At 49.8% G+C, this 19,941-nt stretch carries 14 protein-coding genes; 10 read left to right on the forward strand and 4 right to left on the reverse strand.

Annotated elements, in window-relative coordinates; translation table 11 throughout:
- The first annotated feature begins 30 nt into the window (after window positions 1–30).
- Together CVT49_07670 and CVT49_07675 are read left to right on the forward strand one after the other, a co-directional pair.
- Complete coding sequence (locus CVT49_07670) at window positions 31–2,676, forward strand: hypothetical protein (GenBank protein PKK83625.1); 2,646 nt, start codon at window positions 31–33, stop codon at window positions 2,674–2,676.
- Between the two features lie 136 nt (window positions 2,677–2,812).
- The gene (locus CVT49_07675; protein ID PKK83626.1) at window positions 2,813–3,064 is read left to right on the forward strand and encodes a hypothetical protein; all 252 of its coding nucleotides are present in this window, start codon (window positions 2,813–2,815) and stop codon (window positions 3,062–3,064) included.
- A 72-nt stretch (window positions 3,065–3,136) separates the two neighbouring features.
- Here the strand turns inward: CVT49_07675 and CVT49_07680 are convergent, their stop codons facing one another.
- On the reverse strand, window positions 3,137–3,838 hold the full coding sequence (locus tag CVT49_07680) for a DNA-binding response regulator (GenBank protein ID PKK83627.1): 702 nt from the start codon (window positions 3,836–3,838) through the stop codon (window positions 3,137–3,139).
- Window positions 3,838–5,457 (reverse strand): hypothetical protein, encoded by a 1,620-nt coding sequence (locus CVT49_07685; protein ID PKK83628.1) that lies wholly within the window; start codon window positions 5,455–5,457, stop codon window positions 3,838–3,840. Before CVT49_07685 ends, CVT49_07680 begins: the two co-directional genes overlap by 1 nt.
- Window positions 5,458–5,609: 152 nt before the next feature.
- Between CVT49_07685 and CVT49_07690 the strand changes: the two genes are divergently transcribed.
- Genes CVT49_07690 through CVT49_07710 form a run of 5 tightly spaced genes read left to right on the forward strand, consistent with a single transcriptional unit; the run spans window position 5,610 to window position 11,588 of the window.
- The gene (locus tag CVT49_07690; GenBank protein ID PKK83629.1) at window positions 5,610–6,377 is read left to right on the forward strand and encodes a hypothetical protein; all 768 of its coding nucleotides are present in this window, start codon (window positions 5,610–5,612) and stop codon (window positions 6,375–6,377) included.
- On the forward strand, window positions 6,374–7,882 hold the full coding sequence (locus CVT49_07695; GenBank protein PKK83630.1) for a hypothetical protein: 1,509 nt from the start codon (window positions 6,374–6,376) through the stop codon (window positions 7,880–7,882). Before CVT49_07690 ends, CVT49_07695 begins: the two co-directional genes overlap by 4 nt.
- 17 nt (window positions 7,883–7,899) lie before the next feature.
- Window positions 7,900–8,688, forward strand: coding sequence for an ABC transporter ATP-binding protein (locus tag CVT49_07700; GenBank protein PKK83631.1), 789 nt, complete (start codon window positions 7,900–7,902; stop codon window positions 8,686–8,688).
- Window positions 8,639–10,105, forward strand: a complete 1,467-nt coding sequence (locus tag CVT49_07705) for a hypothetical protein (protein ID PKK83632.1) — start codon at window positions 8,639–8,641, stop codon at window positions 10,103–10,105. The genes CVT49_07700 and CVT49_07705 overlap by 50 nt, the downstream gene beginning before the upstream one ends.
- A gap of 22 nt (window positions 10,106–10,127) precedes the next feature.
- The gene (locus CVT49_07710; GenBank protein ID PKK83633.1) at window positions 10,128–11,588 is read left to right on the forward strand and encodes a hypothetical protein; all 1,461 of its coding nucleotides are present in this window, start codon (window positions 10,128–10,130) and stop codon (window positions 11,586–11,588) included.
- A gap of 84 nt (window positions 11,589–11,672) precedes the next feature.
- On the opposite strand, the gene CVT49_07715 is transcribed toward CVT49_07710, so the two are convergent.
- Window positions 11,673–12,977, reverse strand: coding sequence for a hypothetical protein (locus CVT49_07715; protein ID PKK83634.1), 1,305 nt, complete (start codon window positions 12,975–12,977; stop codon window positions 11,673–11,675).
- A gap of 358 nt (window positions 12,978–13,335) precedes the next feature.
- Between CVT49_07715 and CVT49_07720 the strand changes: the two genes are divergently transcribed.
- The gene (locus CVT49_07720) at window positions 13,336–14,910 is read left to right on the forward strand and encodes a hypothetical protein (GenBank protein ID PKK83635.1); all 1,575 of its coding nucleotides are present in this window, start codon (window positions 13,336–13,338) and stop codon (window positions 14,908–14,910) included.
- Between the two features lie 24 nt (window positions 14,911–14,934).
- Here the strand turns inward: CVT49_07720 and CVT49_07725 are convergent, their stop codons facing one another.
- Window positions 14,935–17,613, reverse strand: coding sequence for a hypothetical protein (locus tag CVT49_07725; GenBank protein ID PKK83636.1), 2,679 nt, complete (start codon window positions 17,611–17,613; stop codon window positions 14,935–14,937).
- 227 nt (window positions 17,614–17,840) lie between these two features.
- Between CVT49_07725 and CVT49_07730 the strand changes: the two genes are divergently transcribed.
- Together CVT49_07730 and CVT49_07735 are read left to right on the forward strand one after the other, a co-directional pair.
- Window positions 17,841–19,001: a hypothetical protein gene (locus CVT49_07730; protein PKK83637.1), complete on the forward strand. Its 1,161-nt coding sequence runs from the start codon at window positions 17,841–17,843 to the stop codon at window positions 18,999–19,001.
- Window positions 19,002–19,023: 22 nt separating this feature from the next.
- Window positions 19,024–19,929, forward strand: a complete 906-nt coding sequence (locus CVT49_07735) for a hypothetical protein (protein PKK83638.1) — start codon at window positions 19,024–19,026, stop codon at window positions 19,927–19,929.
- Window positions 19,930–19,941 lie beyond the last annotated feature (12 nt).

A 19,941-nucleotide genomic window follows, 5' to 3' on the forward strand; every position in this document is an offset into this window, starting at 1 on the left:
CCCTCCTGAAAAGGAGGGTTTTTTTATGGGATGGGCGGATTTTTTTCCCTTAATTTGAATATGTTTTCGAAGTGTAAGTATATTTGGGGAGGAGAAATATCTCTTTTTAAATTTAACGGCAGCATAAAAATTTTTTTCAGGGAGATTCTGGTTATGAAAGGCAGCACAATTAACTCCGTGTCGGAAAAGAAAGTTCTCACCAAATTCATTCTGGTCCTAATCTTAATATTTTTGTTCAATATCCCGGCCTTTTCCGATAATCCGGTCGATTCGAGTATCAAAGCTTTTCCCATGAATGTTCTCCGGGATTCCGGAAGTTTTACCCTGTATGTCAATGAAACGCCGCTTATTACCGGGCAATTCAATTGGCACGATGGCGGCGGATATACCGGCGAATATACTTTGAAAATGGCCGGTCAGGAAGTCTCTTCGAGTATGGAAATCAAGGTCGACAGCGCCGGCTATTGGAATTCCATTATTATGCAGACTCCGCAGGGGGAAGTGACCGTTCAAATTCAGGGTGACTCCGTAATAGTAAACGCCATGGGAAGTTCTGCGACTATGGCCATGAAACCTGGAACAGTTCTATTCGAGAATTACAGTCCGGCACTGATGAGTCATGCGGTTTTGGCATATGATCAGGACCTTGGCGGCAAGCAGACATTTCCGCTGTTTATTGTTCCCTCGATTATTATGGATGCCAGTCTGGAGCGGCTGGAAACGGTCCAGAAGCAGGTTTCGGGGAAGCTGCAGGAATTTACCAAGTATCGCTATGGATTGCCGGGGGTCGATGTTACCCTCTGGGTCGATGCCGACAAGCGGTTTTGCCTTGGGGATGTTCCGGCCCAGCATGCAGCTTATGTTCGCGACGGGTACGAACTTCTTATGGTCTCCGAGGAGGCCGATTCGCTTCTCTCTCAGCCAAAGTATGGGGTGGTTATCGATACTAATGTGTCGGTTCCGATGCGTGACGGGATCAAGCTTGCGACCGATATCTATCGGCCGGATACCGCGGGGCAGTTCCCGGTTATCCTGGTCCGGACCCCCTATAAGAAAGAGATGGATGAAATCAAGGCGATGTTTTTTGCCCGTCGGGGATATGTTTATGCCGTTCAGGACTGCCGCGGGAGGTTTTCCTCGCCCGGTGAATGGGTGCCTTTTTTTGACGAACCGAAAGACGGCTATGATGCCATCGAATGGCTGGCCGTACAGCCATGGTCGAACGGCAAAGTCGGCATGATCGGAGCTTCTTATCTCGGCTGGGTGCAGTGGTGGGCGGCCGGAGAAAATCCGCCGCACCTGACAACAATAATACCCAATGTGGCGCCGCCCGACCCATACTACAATATACCGTACGAGTACGGCGCCTTTTTTACTTTAGGCGCCATCTGGTGGGCCGACATTCTCGAGAGTGAGGCGACCGGGGATTTATCCGGCAGTATCATGAGCAAAATAAATAAGCGGGACTATGTCGCCCTGCTCAAGCATTTGCCGGTGGTGGAGCTGGATTCGGTGGTTCTCGAAAAAAAGAATAAGTACTGGCGCGACTGGATCGCTCACCCGGATCTTGACGAATACTGGAACCGGGTCTGTTTTCTCAACCGTCTGGAAAATGTAAATATACCGGTTTATCATCAATCGGGATGGTATGACGGCGATGGGATCGGCTCCAAATTGAATTATCTGACCATGAAGAAATTCGGTCATGCGAATCAAAAGCTTGTTCTTGGCCCGTGGGGGCATTCTGATGAAGCCACCCGGCGCGGACGGCATGATACCGATTTCGGCCCCAAAGCCATTGTCGATATGCAGCGGAGTTATCTACGCTGGATGGATCGCTGGCTGCTGGGAATCGACAATGGAATCGAGAAAGAACCTTTGGTTTCGGTGTTCGTGATGGGTTCCAATGACTGGCTGTACGGGAATACTTATCCTCTGCCGGAGACTGAATTCACCAGGTATTATCTGGCCAGCCGCGGTTCGGCCAACAGCTCGCTTGGTGACGGCTGGTTGAGCGCTGAGACCCCGGCGGATTCTGTCGCCGCAAGCGATCATTATACCTATGATCCGGCCGACCCGACACCCGATCCGAATGTATTTTTCGATTCTGATAATGACGGCGAAGAAAAAGCCGATTCAACTGAATCCGAGGCGATCGAGGTTGCGATAGCGAGAGCGCGGGCATACTATGCCAAAGTTGACAGTGAGCGTAAGGATATTCTGGTTTACGATACGCCGCCGATGGCCGAGCCGCTGACTTTTGTCGGCCCAATCGAAGCGGTCCTGTATGCGGCCTCATCGGCCAAAGATACCGACTGGTTTATGAAATTGAGTAAAATCGACAGCAGCGGCATGATCTTTCCGCTGACGCACGGTGTCATCCGGGCGCGGTACCATAACTCGATGACGAAACCGGAACTGCTCGAACCGGGAAAGATTTATGAATATCACCTCGACATGTGGCAGACCGGCCTGACCGTTATGCCGGGGGAGAAGCTGCGCGTGGAAGTGGCTTCGGCCTCATTCCCGATGTTTTCCCGCAATCTGAATACCGGCGGTCACAATGAAATGGAAACGGAGTTCATCGCGGCCGAGCAGACCATCTATCATGACAGGGAACACCCGTCACATATTATTCTGCCGGTCATAAAAAATCCCGGTTTCGGATCAAAATGAGGTCGATGAAGTAAGAGGAAGATATTTGTTGCCGGGCACAAATCATTGGCGTTAAATAAAATAATTGTTTTGCGTTTTAAAGATCGGCCGCCTATATTTAATTGATCGACTTTTTCATTAACAGGGAGTTGTTTATATGATTTTAAAATGCGTGACATGCGGAAATCTGGTGATGAGTCCGCCTCGGAAAATGGGAGACCGATGCGGCAAAAATGGTTGTTACGGATCATTGTCATTTCTTGCCAACACCCTTACGGTCGGCCCCAAGAAGTTGATGCTGCAATGTAAGAAATGCGGCAATGTCTATGCCGCCGGACCGACCAGGAAAATTTTCGACACCTGCAAGGTAAACGGATGCACCGGCAGGCTTGATCGGTACTGGAGGTAAGGCAGGAAAGATCCGGTAAAAGGTTCCCTGGGCGAAAGGGGGGAACACGATATCAAACATTATTGCGATCGATTAATCATGGATAATCAGCTTATAGCCCTGTCCATGCACGTTGACTATCTCGATGTTGCTGTCGCTTTTCAGGTATTTGCGGAGTTTTGATATAAAGACATCCATGCTTCTGCCGCTGAAATAACTTTCATCTCCCCAAATATTTTTAAGGGCAACCTGGCGTTTGAGAACCTGATTAATATTAAGGCACAGCAGCTTGAGAAGCTCGGACTCCTTGGAAGTCAGCTTGAATTCCGCGTCCGGGCCGGTCAATAATTGTGACCTGCTGTTGAATTTATAAAGGCCAATATCAAATTCAGATCGACCCGATGAAGCATTACCCCCGCTCGTTCTTTTCAACACCGCCTGGATTCGCAGTAACAACTCCTGCACGCTGAACGGCTTGGTTATATAATCATCACAGCCGATTTTGAATCCCTCAATCTTGTCTTCCTGAAGCGATTTGGCGGTCAGAAAAATAAGCGGGGTTTCATCGCCCGCCTCTCTGACGCGCCGGGCAAAAGAAAAGCCGTCCAGCTCCGGCATCATTATATCGACCAGGCACAAATCAAAGGATTTACCGCGGAACTCCCTTAATCCGTCATTGCCGTTCCGGCATAAGACAACCTCATAGCCGTTCATTTTAAGATGTTCGCTTATGACCAGACCCAGATTACGGTCATCTTCGAGAAGAAGGATTCTAGCGGGGGCCGGCTGTTCCATTACTCGGCTCCCTTATCAAGCGGGAAAAATATCTCGACGCGGGTTCCCTGGCCGTATTGGCTCTTCAGGGTAATCTTCCCCCGGTGAGCCTCGACCATCAGTTTGACATAACTCAAACCGAGGCCGAATCCCTTGACATCATGAATATTTCCGGTCGAAACGCGGTAGTACTTATTAAACACGAGCTTGAGGTCTTCATCTTTGATGCCAAGACCATTATCAATTATGCGGATATATATTCCTCCATCGGCATTGATGGTCGAAATCAATATTTCCGGATGATCCGGCGAGTATTTGTTGGCATTGTCCAGCAGGTTATAAATAATTCCGGAAATATGCACCCTGTCGCCGCTTATGAAAGGATCTTCGGCCTTAAGCTCACTGGTGATCCGCCCGTCCCGGCTTTCCACCTGGAGAGTGATGTGGGCGACCGCATCCGTGATAATTTCATGAACATCGATCCTGTCCAGTTTTAGCCGGAAATCGCCTTCCTCCAGCGCCGCCATTTGCAATATCTTGTCGGTTTGCCGGCGCATCCTGTTGTTCTCGTCAAGAATCATCCTGGAAAAGTTGTCCACCTTTTCCTTTTCAGAAACTATGTCGGCCCGCATGATGGCCTCGGCGGCCAGCGAAATAGTCGAAATCGGCGTCTTGAATTCATGCGTCATGTTGTTGACAAAATCGGTCATCAAGGCGGCGCCTCTTTTCTGCGCCAAAATAATCCGGATAGTATAAATGAAGCAGAAAATTATAATTCCCATCAGTAATGTTATCGTGGCCAATATCGGAATAACCTGCTGCCAGATGAATAACTTTCGGTCCGGGAAGAAAAGCAATAATTCGGTAACCGGGTTGAAAACATCATAGGGGAACAACCTGACCCGGAAATCGGATTCCAGTAATTGATCCCTGTATTCAGATGCGGCAATAAGCAGGGAATCTGTATTGCCGTACTTAATGCCGAAAAGGTAATCGAGAGCAATACCGGATTCGGCCAGAGCCGAGCCGATCAATGAATCAATCAGGGTGGAGTCGAGCCGTTCCTCGATCGGCACTGTTTCGGATTGATAGATGCGGTTGATGGCCCTTTCCAGAAGGTCGATCCGCCCGCCCTGCCCGGCCACAATCGGGCCGGCAGACGCCTTGTCGATGCTATCCGTGGATTCTTTAATATGCATGACCCGAAGAAAACGCCCACCGTTGCTGTCCGTCATGACGGTATCAGTTGTCACCAATGTATCGAACCTGTCGATCGTACGCAGGTCGCAATAGATCGAATCATCACTTTTAATATATTTGGCATGCAGGGTGTCCCTTGCGATCATCAGCATATGCGGCTCGAGGCTGTCGCAGAGCATCGAACCGCCGATACCGGCGGTGACCGTAACGCTGTCGCCGTTATCAGCAGTTCCGGAAAGCCCGATGACAATCTGAAGAGCATGCCGGGTCTCCATTCCTTCGGTCACCATTCCCAGCGCTCTGGCGACATTTTCATTGAATGCCTGCTCCTTGAGTCTTATGGAACTTTTGAGAAGCGAAGCCTGAAATATAACCAGGCCCGTCAGCGAGATTGTTATCAGGGTTATAATCAACCCGATTGTTTTTCCTGATAGTCTCATGGTTCAAATATACGCATTTTGATTAAAATCCGCACCCAATTTAACATTTCTTAACATTTGATAACATTAATTAACTAAGACAATAGAAACCGCTGCCTTTAATTCCAAGTAAGACATACTAGAAGAAACATTAACCAACGGAGGAAATTAAAATGTTCACCAACAGCACTACTAAACCACTAGTAATCAAGATCCTTCCACTGCTGCTTTTAGTTTTTTGCGCCCAAATTTCCGGGGCGCAGACGGTCCGGACGATGACCATGACCCTCGATGAGGACTCACCGGTTTTTATGCTCAAGGAAATCGGGGGCATTGTAACGGAGACAAATGACACGATCAAGGTCCAGATGGTCATGCCGCCGGATAATCGTTTAAAAGACTACAAGGAAGTCGATATCCAGGCCGGCGATATTATCAAAATGGCGAATGGCAAGAAAATCGAATCGGTCAAGGCGCTGGAAGAATTATATAATTCTTTGACCGTCGGCGAAGAGCTCAAGCTGGGATTGATTCGGGGCAAGGAGATGAAGATTGCCGCATTGGTCAAAGGCGACGAGAGCAAGATGCCCGGCAAAATGATGGTCATGACGGCAGGCGGACCCGGCGGCGATATATCGACAGGTCTTATGGATGCCGGTCTTCTATTGAAGGTAAGCGAGGGTAATCTGATTGTCGAGGATGTTATCGAGCAGATACAGATACCATTCGATGGTTCCGCTCCCGAAAGAGGCGATGTAATTCTTCAATTGAATAACCAGGCCATAGGCTCTTCGGAAAAATTGGATGAAGCCTATGGCGCGATAGAAATCGGGCAAAAAATCGAGCTGAAAATTCAAAGAGACGGCAAGGAACTGACCACGACCTTTGTCAAGCCTGAGGCAAGACCGCTTCAAAAGGCCGTCATGAAAAAAGGTGAATGATGACCTCCGATAATTTATTCCGAACTTTAATACTGGTTCTGATTTTTTCGATTATCAGTCCGGTTGCTTCTGCACAAACATATAATGCCTTCAACCAGCGTGATGATCAGTACCGATTGCTTGGACTCAAACGAGCCAAAGAGGCCTATGATGTGGCCCGGTCGGAATATGAAAGACAAAAATCACTCTTCGAAAAAGAGCTGATAACGCAGGTTGAACTTGACAGGGCAAGGGGTGTTTTTGTCGATTCCGAAGTGAATTACCAGCAGTCGCTTCTGGCAGTTCTGTTCGAGGAGCAGTACATCTCGGTGCAGTCGGCTGTCAAATATCATGACGCCGATGGTTCGAGGCGGGTCAGTCTGACTCTGGCCAATACTTCCGGAGGTTCCGAGGAGTTCCGGAAGTTGATTAATATAGAAGATAAGCTGTTTCGGGCGCTTCAGCCTGATGTGATTCACAATGTCTATGTCTCGCTTATGAATGATGGCAATGCTATTATCGGTCAACCCTATGAAATTAAATTAAATGAGCTTCATTATGGAGCGCCCCAGAAGGTCGATTTTGCCCTGCTGCAGGATCTGGATGCCGTGACGGTATTTATGATCTACGGCAACGGCAGCCAGCGAAGCATGAAGATATTTCTCCAGAAGGATGCTTCGGTCAACCGGGTGGCGGTGCAGTCGGAGCAGTTTTCCCAGGAAGTCGAACTGGGTAGTTCGGCGTACTATGATCTCACCCTCGAACTTTTCAGCGGTACCAATAATACTTTCACGCTGGAAGCCGTTAATCTTCCGGAGCAGATCAGCCGTTATTTCAAGAACGAGACCGGCCAGGTTCGCCTGCGCCAGGTTAAATTTACGGAATCCGGGCGCACCAAAAAGGCCATTCTGCAAATCACCCTGCCGGATCGGGCCTCCGACAAGGTCTCAATGGACGAATCGATTCCGTTCTACGTTCTGGCTCTTCCCGATGATAAATTGCAGGATATCGATGAGGTGGCTTCCCGGATTTGGACCGAGGACGAGCTGAAAGCCCTGGATGTGGGCTATGTCCGGCTTGAGTTGATACCCCGCGGCAAGGGTGAATTGAATGTCAGAGCGCCGCAGTTGTACCATACCATCCTGCCCGATGAAAGCGCCGAAATGACCATTGAACTTGTCAACGAAGGCAGCCGCCGGCTGGATCATCTCGAAATCAAGGCCGATCCGCCGCTGAACTGGACCAAGGAAATTATTCCGTCAATGATACCTTCACTGGATATCGGCGAAGAGGCGAAGATAAAATTGAAATTTACTCCTCCTGATGATATCGCGGTGGGTAAGTATGAAGTCAGAATCCAGACATCGGCGCTGTCCAATGGCCAGCCGATTAACGGTACCGACAAGATCGCCACAATCGAAATTCGTGCCCGGGCCAATATTATCGGAACCGCCCTGATAGTGATATTCATTCTGGCGATCGTCGGCGGTGTGGTCACCTATGGCGTTCGACTGTCACGACGATAAGCTTGAAAGGAAAATATATGAAAGATCAGAATTCAAATAATGTTCCGGCTTTGGAAGCGATAAATCTTACCAAGCAGTACGAAGACGGCGTCATGGCGCTGGACCGGGTCTCGTTCAATGTCAAGCCGGGAGAGATTTTCGTCCTTCTTGGCGGGAACGGCGCCGGCAAGACAACGACCATAAATCTGTTTCTCAATTTTATCGAGCCGACTTCCGGAGAGGCCTTTATTAACGGGTTTGTAACGCATCGGGAGCCGCTGAAGGCGAAAGAGAATGTCGCCTTTGTTTCCGAAAATGTGATGCTGTATTCGAATTTTACGGCGATGCAGAACCTTGAATTCTTTTCCAGGATCGGAGGAAAAAAGCAGTACACTCGCTCGGACTTTCATGATGTTTTGTTTCGGGTCGGGCTGGCCGAAGAATTTCATTATAAAAAGCTGAAGGGTTTTTCCAAGGGCATGCGTCAGAAATGCGGCATTGCCATCGCCATTCTGAAAGATGCACCGGCGATTCTTCTTGACGAACCAACCTCGGGTCTTGATCCCAAAGCGGGGCGCGAGTTTATCGAATTGCTGAAATCACTCAAAGATGAAAATAAAGCCATTCTGATGTCGACCCATGACATTTTTCGGGCGAAAGAGGTCGCCGATGTCGTGGCTATTATGGATCGCGGCCGAATAATAATGCAGGAATCGGCCGGTGATATTGTCAATAAAGATCTGGAACAGCTTTACATGCAATATATGAGCGGGATGAATGCAACTCGGCAGGAGCACGGAGGTGTCGATGTTACGCATATTAATTGAAAAGGAGATTCGGGATTTGACCGGATCAGCCAAATTCGTTATTATGTTCGGCGTCTGCGCCCTGCTTATCATTGCAACCTTCTATGTCGGAGCAGTCAGGCATAAGTTGAGTCTGGCGCAATATGATGCATCGAGGACCGAACAGGCGCGGGCGCTGGAGGGTGTCACCGACTGGATGGATGTCAATGATGTCCGTGTCTTTCTGCCGCCTGAACCACTGGCCGCCCTTGTATCCGGCGTATCGAATGACATCGAGCGAACCGCCGTCATATCGGGAAGGGGCGATATCCCGACCGAAGACAGCCGCTTCAATGAGGATCCGATCTATGCGATTTTCCGATTTATCGATCTCGAATTTATTTTCGCTGTGATCCTGTCGCTATTCGCTATACTTCTCGGCTATGACGCCATCAGCGGAGAAAAAGAACGGGGGACATTGCGGCTGACCTTTGCCAATGCTGTTCCCAAGAGAACATATATTATGGCCAAGCTGCTTGGGTCATATCTGACTCTGACGACTTCGATAGTTATCGCGATACTGGTCGGCGTGCTTTTGTTTCTGATTCTCGGCATGAGTCTTTCCGCGATGGAGTGGCTCCGATTATTTTTGATTGTCCTGGCCGGCCTTCTGTTTTTCGGCGTCTTTCTGTCGCTTTCGATTTTTGTCTCGGCCCTGACTCATCGTTCTTCCAGTTCATTCCTGATTTTGCTCGTCATCTGGGTGATGTTTGTCCACATCGTACCGCGGGCCTCGGTGCTGCTGGCGGCGCGATCGGTCGATGTCCCGTCGGTCGATGAAATCGCTTACCAGAAATCGAGTCTGGCAATCCAGCTGGGCGAGGAATTCCGCGAAAGCATGCGCAACATTGAGATCCCGGCCACGTCCAACCCCAATGAAGATCCCATGATGAAATTCAATGAATACATGGATTCATTGACCAATATCCGCGAATCCAAACTCAATGCTTTATCTTCACGCCTGAGGGAAGAGCGGAATAATCTGCAAAGGGTTCAGGAGAGTCTGGCTTTCACCCTGGCTCGCTTGTCGCCGGTAACATTGTTCTCCTTTGCAACATCGTACCTGGCGGGAACATCAATATACTTGAAGGATAAGTTTGATGATGAGGCGCTCGCCTATCAGGCCGAATATGGAAGATTCATAAAAGAGAAGACCGGGCTCAATCCCGGCGGGATGCTGAAAATACGCGCCTCGAAATCATGCAGCGGCGGCGGCGGCGAAGAGGACGAGCAGCCAAAACAGATAGATGCCACCGAACTGCCCGCCTTTACATTCTCGAATGATGATTTCAAGAGTTCATTCGAATCAGCCGTTGTTGACCTTGGGTTACTGGGCATCCTTAACCTGTTTCTGTTTGCGGGATCGTTTCTGGCCTTTGTCCGCTATGATGTCAGATAGAATATAACGACGGAGTAAAAATATGCTGAAAGTTTTGATTAATAAAGAACTGCGGGCGATCATTTCGAGTCCCAAATTCGTGGGTGCGTTTGTGGTCTGCTCGATTCTGATACTGCTTTCGATTTATACCGGAATTAAAGAATATCGGGTGATGTCGGCCCGGTATGATGCCGCGGCCCTGATGGTCGACCAGGAAGTAAGGCAGGAAACGTCATGGGGTAGGATGTCGACGACCGTTTATCGCAAACCGGACCCGATGCAGATTTTCGTGGCGGGTCTCGATTATGATATCGGGCGGTGGTCCGCGGTATCGAACCGCGGAAGCGCCAAGCTTAAGAACAGCGCCTATTCCGATGACCCGATTTATTCGGTCTTTCGTTTTCTCGATTTTTCATTCATCACCCAGTTTATTCTGACGCTGTTCGCCATCTTGTTTACATATAATGCGGTTAACGGCGAGCGCGAAGACGGCACCTTGAAATTGATAATGTCGAATGCCGTTTCACGCGCCAATTTTCTGATGGGCAAGTGCTTCGGGGCATGGCTGGGACTGGTGGTTCCGATCAGCATCCCGATCCTTCTCGGGTTCCTCCTTATAATGTTGTTCAATGTCCCGCTGTCGGCCGATCACTGGATGAAAATTATATTTTTCATGGGTCTGTCGCTGGGGTTGTTCACGTTCTTCATTGTCCTGGGAGTGTTGATATCCTCGATCACAAAAGCCTCATCGATATCATTTCTGATCAGCCTGGTGGTCTGGGTTCTTGCCGTCATGATTATACCAAGGGTGGGAGTGCTGGCGGCCGGGAGCATGGTCTATGTTCCGCGGGTAGCGGAAATCGAGGGCCAGTTGACCGGATTTGCCCAGAGCAAGTGGGATGAATTCATGCGCGGCACCGAAGAGAGGTGGAACAAGTACAACCAGACCGGGAATGGCGTGGAACTGGATGAGGAGAAAATGTGGGAAATCATGCAGTATGAAGATTCCCTGCACCGCGAGATAGAGGCGGAAATCATGCAGCATGAACTAAGGCTCCGCGAGGATCTTCGGCAGCGGAAAATTCGTCAGGAGCAACTGGCTTTTTCGCTGTCGCGGATTTCGCCGGTGGCCGCTTACCAGCTGGGGGCAATGTCGCTGGCCGGGACCGATGTCGAGATCAAGAATCGCTACGAAGAGGCGATCAACAATTATCGAAACGAGTTTTATAAATTCGTTCAGCAGAAGCAGGATGAAACGGGGGATAACGGCAAGGTGATGCTGGCTTTTACAATAAGCGATGACGGCAGTCAAAGCATGACCATGAGCGGTGACCGCACCAAGGAGAATCTGGATATCAGCGGCCTGCCGCGGTTTGCGGTCCCGGGGGTGGTGTTCGCCGAGGCAATATCGCCGGCCCTGGTTGATTTCGGCATAATAATATTTTATATCCTCTTGGCCTTCGCCGGCGCCTTCGTGATGTTTTTAAGATACGATGTAAGGTAAATTAATCAATACAATTAAATAAATTAGGCCGGCGCCATGAGGGGGGCGCCGGCCCGATGATAGGCGGGCTGCATGGTCAGAGATTTATTGCTGCATATTTGAGGCGCTCAAAATACCCGCCGCTTCCTCGGTATTGGCTTTGGAAGCAAACTGGCCGCCCCCGCACCAGACGCTGGCCATAAAGCCGTCACGGTCACCCGTGCCGACATGGAGCCACTTGAACAAGCGCCCCGAACCGGGCTCGGTCACCGGCATCAATTTCTGATAAACGACGCTTGATGACCACTCGCCCCACTCATTCATCCGCCCGGCATGCGTTTCACGGACCTCGGCTGTCAACGGATCGCCGATGGGAACCATGTTGATCGGGTCAAAGGGAATGACGGTCAAAGTACCGGAAGCTTGAAAATCCATGGCATAGGAACCATCGTGGGCCACTTTGACGGTCTGTGTCATCTGTACCGGTCCTTCGACGTAAACATAATCCATCGGCCCGGAGGAACAGAACGGGCGCGGCACGACCTGTCCGTAATTGATGATAAAGTCCTGAACATAGACATTACTTACGGGTGGAAGCGCGCCCAGGATGTTGATGACAAGAGCATGCCCGTCGGTGCCGATCGGAACATCGGCGCCGACATTGCCGAGCGGCCCCTCGATAAATCCGCGGATTTCGAGCGGCAGTTCGTTGTAAATGTCTTTCATGATCGTGCGGAACGGGGAATCATTGATCTGGTCGGTCGGTACAATTCCGGTTGACGGGTCAACCAATCCGCTTCGAATAAGATCGACCATAACGAACTGCTCGGCCTTCTCCCAGCTCAGCACCTGATGATCGGCGGTGCCGGGAATCTGCACTTCGAAATGGGCATTGGCCACGGTCCATTCGCCCATTTTGAAAAAGCGAATATGGAAGCGAAGCGGCCCGTAGGGTCCGCAGGCCAGTTGAACCGGGCTGCCGTTCCAGCCTTCGCCGGTACCATAAGAGGTCTGCATATCGCCGATGGCATCCTCCCAGGTGCTGTTGAACGGCTGTACGGGCGGATATCCAAAGGCGGTACGGTCGCCGTCAAGTGACATCAGGGCGGTGCGAATATCACGCGGGTCGGCATGGCCGCAGAAGATAAGATTGATGGGATCCTGCGGGGTGCCGGAAAAATCGGTTCCGGAGTAGGGCCAGAAGTCGAGATTGTTTCCATCATAGCCGACCGTCACCAATCCGGCGGGCGGCGGATAGAAGGCAGTTGTTTTGGCCGTTGCCATCAGGGCCGACATTTCCTCGTCGATATCAGAAACATTGGCGGCGCTATGGCCGACAGGTTCGATTGACTTTTCGCAACCGACGACCACAAGAGCCACGATGACCAAAAACACAAATAGCGTTTTCATTCTTTTCTCTCCTGCTGTGAGTTTTTTGATTTGTTGTCAGCGGAATTTCGTGCTTTTTGTTCCATCCGGTCTCCTTCCAATTTAACTGAGGAATTTATTTATTTTGCTTTAGTTTGCTTGAATAGCAAGCCGGATGCCTGAATTTGGCGACACGGCCGGATAATTGTACATGATTGTATTTCAATGAGATACAGTATTGGATGCAGGCCCCGATGTCTTAAACAAGATGGATATGAGCTATACAGGTGGTTAGTATCAATCTCATCGTTGATGCCCGATCAGCTTGATATTCGACTTGACAATATAAAATTTGATACGCTTTTTAAATACGACAGAGTGATTTTCTCCGGAGTTAATATTGTCAGAAGAGAATAATAAAGGCGGCCTTCAAAGCGCCCTTGATGAATTGCGAAGTATCAATCGCATAATAGACAAAATTTGCCGTGTATGCGAAACCAATCATATAATGACTATCATTATTGATGAATTGGTTGATATTACTGATGCCTCGCAGGGGGTCGTCAATCTCATATCCAGATTAAAGGATGAGGATCTTGTGACCGTCGTCCGCGGCAAAAAGTCGCCGCCAGGTGAAATCCCTTTTCGCGTCAGCAGCATGATTTCGGGATGGGTATTAAAAGAGAAAAAAATCCTCAAAATTGCCGACCTCGATTCTGATGAGAGATTTAAAGGGCTTGATTCCGATGACGGGAAATTTAAATCGATCCTTTGCTGTCCGATGGTTGTCCGGGGGGATGTCATCGGACTGACCACCCTCGTCAGAGACAAATCGAAGGGTCCTTTCAATGAGGATCAAAGCCGTCTGGCCGGGATCGTTGTTTCCCAGTCGGCGCAGATTCTCAGCAATGCCCTGTTGCTTGAAGAGGTGGCCCGCAAAAACGAATTACTGAAACTGTCACAGCGGCGGCTTCACGACGAGAATGTCCGTCTGCAATCTGAGATAGGTTCGGTTTTTTCCTTCGAGAATATTGTCGGCAAATCGGAAGCCATTAAAAGGGTCCTGATGACCGCCTCGAAAGTCAGTCACAATGATTCGCCTGTCCTCATCACCGGCCCGACCGGAACCGGAAAGGAATTGATTGCCCGGGCCATTCATTATAACAGCACCCGCAAAGATAAACCATTCGTGGTCAAAAACTGCGGGGTGAAAACCGAATCGCTTCTGGAAGCGGAGCTTTTCGGTTATGTCAGGGGTGCTTTCACCGGGGCCGATCGCGACAAGAAGGGTTTGTTCAAAGAGGCCGATGGGGGAACCATATTTTTGGATGAGATAGGCGATGCACCGCTCTCGACCCAGGTGGCCATATTACGCGTTCTCGAAACCGGCGAAATTAGGCCGGTCGGAGCTACCAAAACAGAATTTTCCAATGTGCGCATTATTTCGGCGACAAATAAGAATCTTCAGGAAGAGATCGAACGCGGGGACTTTCGACGCGACCTGTACTATCGACTCAACACCTTTACGATTGAAATGCCGCCTCTTTCGCAGAGACGCGAGGACATACATTTGTTGATTCATCATTTTATCAGAAAACTGAAAATAAAATTGGGACGCGATGATCTGTCGGTCTCGCCGACGGCGCTTGATAACCTTGTCCGGTACTCATGGCCGGGCAATGTCAGACAGCTCGAAAATGAATTGGAGCGGGCGGCGGTGCTGAGCGACACCGACGGCATGATCGATACGACCGATCTTTCGGCCGAAGTTCTCGGTTCCGTATCCGGCGATGTCGGCCGGGGAAGCGCCGGCGGCCGGATGCGCGACATTATTGAGAAAGTCGAGCGTGAAATTATTACCGCGACTCTTAAAGAGACAAACGGCAATATCCTCAGAACCTCAAAAATTCTTGGTCTCACCCGCAAGGGTCTTAAAGATAAAATGATCCGTTACGGAATTACCTCGGAGAATTGATATATAATTGAGAATTTTTCCGCCTCAGGTACCGCTTTGCAGCAATTGCTGGAAACGCGGGTTGTCGCGAAGCGGTTTCCATAGAGGATCAAGTTTTAGATAGGAAACTGAAATAAATCCGGGAATTGACAGGAGATTTTCAAGCTGGCTTACAGCCTCGTCATACTCTCCAAAAATAACCATGATCTCCGCCAGATCGACCATAAGAAATATGGCATCAAAAGCATCCCGGCTGGTCGGCAGCAATTCGACCGCCTTTCGTCCGTGAAAAATGGCCGGTTCTTTTTGCCTCATCCCGGCATAAGCCAATCCCAGATAACTGTGATATCTGGCCTCCTCCTGCCCGGCGGACAATCGCCTCTCAAGCATGATGCGTGCCGAATCGGAGTATGCATACTCCCGGTCAGCTTGATTCATGAGGCGGTACATCTGGGCGCAATGAATATAATAGGCGGCGGTATCGGTTCCGGGCGCGGTCGCCCTGATGACTTCAGCGTAATCATCGTCAACAATGCGTTCCAGCCACCAGTAATATTTCGAGGTCGAAAAATTGACATAACCAGCGGCGCTCGACAATATTTCCCTGGCTTCTTTTACATCACCGTCACGAAGAATGTAAATCCATGCCCGGTACACGTACGGCAGGGGCCAGTCGGGGGCCAGGAGGATGGTTCGGTCAAGATATTCTTCAGCTTTGCCATACTGGCGCATCAAACCGTAGGTCAACGCAACATCGAAAGCTCTCAGGTATGACAACGGGTCAAGTTCGAGTGCGCGCGAAAAATTCTCGACCGATTCTTTCAGATTGCCCTGCCGCCTTTGTACCGCCCCGATGGCATTGTATAGATAACGATTGTTGGGCTGCAATTTTTGCACTATTGCGAATTCCTTAAGAGCTTCCGGGTAATTCATCTCGCAGTAGTGGCAGTACCCCATGGCCAGATGTCCCTCGACCAAATCCGAATCGATGGCCAGGGCTCTGACGGCGTCATTCCTTGCCTCCGTTCGGCGGAGTTCGGAGCGATCATAAAATTCCGAATACATGCTTCCGTGCGCCCGCGAAAGCATGGCGTAAGCGGAGGCGAATTCAGGATCCAGTTCGATTGCCCTCCGGTATAACCCGATGGCGATTTCGATATCCTCCTTTTCCCAGCTTCGATTGAAGTATTCGTTGCCTCTAAGGTAATAATCATAGGCGGCCAGATTCTGTGTTGGTTCACGCTGCATCATCTGCCGCTCGGACTTGCTTACGGCGATATTCAAGGCCCGTGTTGCATTTTCGGCGATTTCCGATTGAAGAGTGAATACCTTGTCGATCACTCGTTCATAGGATTCCGTCCAGAGATAAGTATCATCGCTGGTTCGCACGAGACTGGCACTGATCTTTACCTGGTTTGGATTCCGGCTTTTATCCCATTGAATGGTTCCGGTCATAATATACTGGGCGCCAAGTTCAAACCCGATCTGTTTGATATTTTTATCGGTGTTTTTATACTGCATGGAACTAGTCCGGGAAATAACGCCAAGCTCGCTGAATTTAGCCAGATGCATGGTGACGGCATCGGTCATGCCATCAGCGAAGTATTCATCGCCCTTTTCGCCAAGATTTTCAAAGGGGAGAACCGCCAGGATTTTCTGGGCTGGGGTTGGTTTCCAGAATTTGCTCATAACGCCGAAGATTATGGCCGCCACGACAATCAGACCGACGACAGAAATTATAAATGTCCGGCGGGAGCGCCGGCCAAACTTTCCCAACCGGAAGTTTTCTTCCGGTGAACATTGCATTTGCAGGGCATCCACGACATCGCAGGCATCCCTAAAGCGGTTATCCGGGTTTTTTTCAAGCAGTCGATTGACGACATCGATGATTTGGTCCGGAAGGTCAGGTTTCAATTCGTTCAAGGGCTGTGGCTGATCATTGACAATTGCATAAGCCAGCGATGCTTCATATTCGCCCGCAAATGGTTTTTTCCCGGCGATCATCTCGTACAGCATGACGCCCAGCGAAAACAAATCGGAGGCGGCGGTAATATTTCCGCTCTGTATCTGTTCGGGCGACATATAAGCCATGGTCCCCGACGTCAGGCCGGAAATCTCCCTGCCGCGGTGAGTTACAGCCAGCCCGAAGTCCAGGATTTTTGCGCGCCCGGAATTGTCGATGATGATATTGGCTGGCTTGATATCACGGTGGATGATTCCAAGCTTATGCGCTTCTTTCAAACCACGGCATATTTGCACGGTAACATCTATTATTTGGGGGAGGCTCATGTCGGTATCATGAATATACTTGTCGAGCGTAACACCATCGACATGCTCCATGGCAAAAAACGGCCGGCCCTGATGCTCGTTGACTTCATAGACCGTAATAATATTCGGATGATTCAGGACAGCCGCCGCCTGAGCTTCACTTATAAACTGCTGCCTCGTCTCAGGGTCAGCGGTCATAGCAGCCGGCAGAAATTTAAGCGCCACCCGTCGTTTCAGGCCAAGATCCTCGGCGGCATAGACATCACCCATTCCGCCTGAACCGATTTTTTCAAGAATGCGGTAATGGGACACGATCGTCCCTTCACGAAGAGCATCGTTTGGCTCACTTGAATTCTTTTGAGGCTCATCATCCGTCATTGATGACCATCCGGATAGATTTGGAATATTTTTCGAAACTTCCACCAAAATGATAGAGGTCAGGCCGAAATAATGCAACAGAAAAAATCAACCGCCTGCTTGCCTGCACAGTGGTCTGCCAAAATGTCCCGGGCGTCCTGAGTGGCAACCTGCTAATTGAATGGATATAAAATAGCCACACTTAGTCTTCCCCGTGACGTTGGGTGATCCGCGTAAAGCACAAATAATCAACGGGTTACAGAATATGTCCGGGCTGGCGAATATCCGGCATCACAGTTGCAATTATAGTCGCCGGAGCAACAAAAATGGAAAAGGTGACAATCATGAAAAGGACAATTTTTATAACCGGAGCCACCGGCAATATCGGCGGGAAGATCGCCTGCGAAATTCTGCGCGACGATCCGGCCGCAAAATTAATCCTTCTTGTGCGCGGCAGGAACAGCCTCGAGGCCGAAAAAAGACTTCTTAAGACTTTCGGCAATCTTTACTCGGATATGGGTATGGCGGAATTTACCGATCGGATTGAAGTACTTTGCGGCGACATCACCAGTCCCAATCTTGGATTAAGTGAATCCTGCCTCGGTAAACTTGAGTCCGAAATCACTCATATTATCCATGCCGCGGCCGGGACAAAGTTCGACCAGCCGTTCGAGACGGCCCGTCTTACCAATATAGAAGGGACAAAAAATATAACCTCCCTTGCGCGGCGCCTTTACAATCACGGCCGCCTGAGACAGCTTGCCTATATCAGCACCGCCTATGTTTGCGACCGCAGCCGTGATATGATTTATGAAGACCAAATCCCGGTAAATCCGCAATTTTCCAACAACTATGAAAAATCGAAGTGGGAAGCGGAACAGCATGTCAGAAGCCTGATGCCGCAATTGCCCATCGCTATATTCCGACCGAGCATTGTCATCGGTGATTCGGCAACCGGACGGCTGAACAACTTCAATGTTATTTATGCACCCTTGAGATTTATCTGTCGGGGAACATTGCCGGTGCTTCCCTGCTCCTCCGCCTCGATTCTGGATATTGTGCCGGTCGATTATGTCGCCGCGGCGATTTGTCATATCATGTTCAAGACGCATGACGCTCACGGGAAAATTTACCATATTACTGCCGGAATAGATAATCAGCCGACTGTAGGAGAGATTGTCTCTCAAACCGTTGAGTACATCAATCATGCTCACGGAACTGCACCGATCCGACGGCCCCGGTATGTCAAGAACTCGATCTTTCATTGGGTATCACGTTTCCTGCCGCGAAAATTAAAAAAGATTATAAACGTTATCATGATTTTCGAGCCTTATGTATTAAACAATCTGCGGTTTGACTGCACCAATACGGCGGCGGCCCTGGCCGGATCGGGAATATATCCGCCGAAGCCGTCACAATATCTCGGTAATATTCTCGGCTACTGGCTCAAAGCGACACATGCCGTCCGCATCAGAAAGGCGGCATAAGGCAAAGCGAGGTGGATGAGCAATGAAAATAAAATGCATCATTAACGAAAAATCGGCGCGAGGGAGAGATAAAAAACTCACCGCGCTGCTTGAGGCCAAATTTGCCGATCACGACGTTGACTTTCTGCGAACCGCCTATCCGGGACATGCAACCCGGGCATCTCGTCTGGCAGTGAAGGAGGGATTCGACATAATCGTGGCGGTTGGCGGTGATGGCACGGTAAATGAAGTGGTCAATGGTGTGATTCCGTCACAGGTTGCCGTCGGCATCATCCCCACCGGAACCGCCAATGATCTGGCGGATCAAATAAACATCCCCAATGATGTGGAAAAGGCGTGTGACATAATTATCAAAGGTTCGACCCGTCGTATCGACAGCATTTGCGTTAATGGCTGGCATTTTATTACTGTCGGCGGCTTGGGTCTTCCGGCAGACGCCGTCATAAATGCAACGGCCCTGAAAAAATGCCTGCCCCTGCGGCGCCGACCGCTTTCCATCATCGGCAGCCGGATTTATGTTCTTGGGTTGCTTCTTGCATTCATCAGCAGCATCGGACGGGGTGTACGCACCCGCATGAGCTGCAACTGCTCATCATTCACAAGCAAAACATATTCGATTATTATCGCCAATCAGGCTGTGCTGGGAAAAAGATTCAAGGTTTGCCCGGATGCGGTCAACGATGACGGCTGTCTGGATTTATTTACAATTGAGGCCGGGTGGGGCTTGAAGAATTACACCGCGGCCGTGGCGGGAACGACTTCGGGACGTCATGTCAACATGTCCAATGTCCACATGCACCGTACACACCGGGTTAGAATAGTAGCCAATAAAAAGCTGTCTTTCTTTGGAGACGGCAATATCGGGTGCGAAGGCACCGAATTTGATATTTCAGTCATACCTGGAGCCGTGACGCTTCTGGTTCCATAGGAGGAGGAGAGA

The organism is candidate division Zixibacteria bacterium HGW-Zixibacteria-1, assembly GCA_002838945.1.
GTDB lineage: Bacteria > Zixibacteria > MSB-5A5 > GN15 > PGXB01 > PGXB01.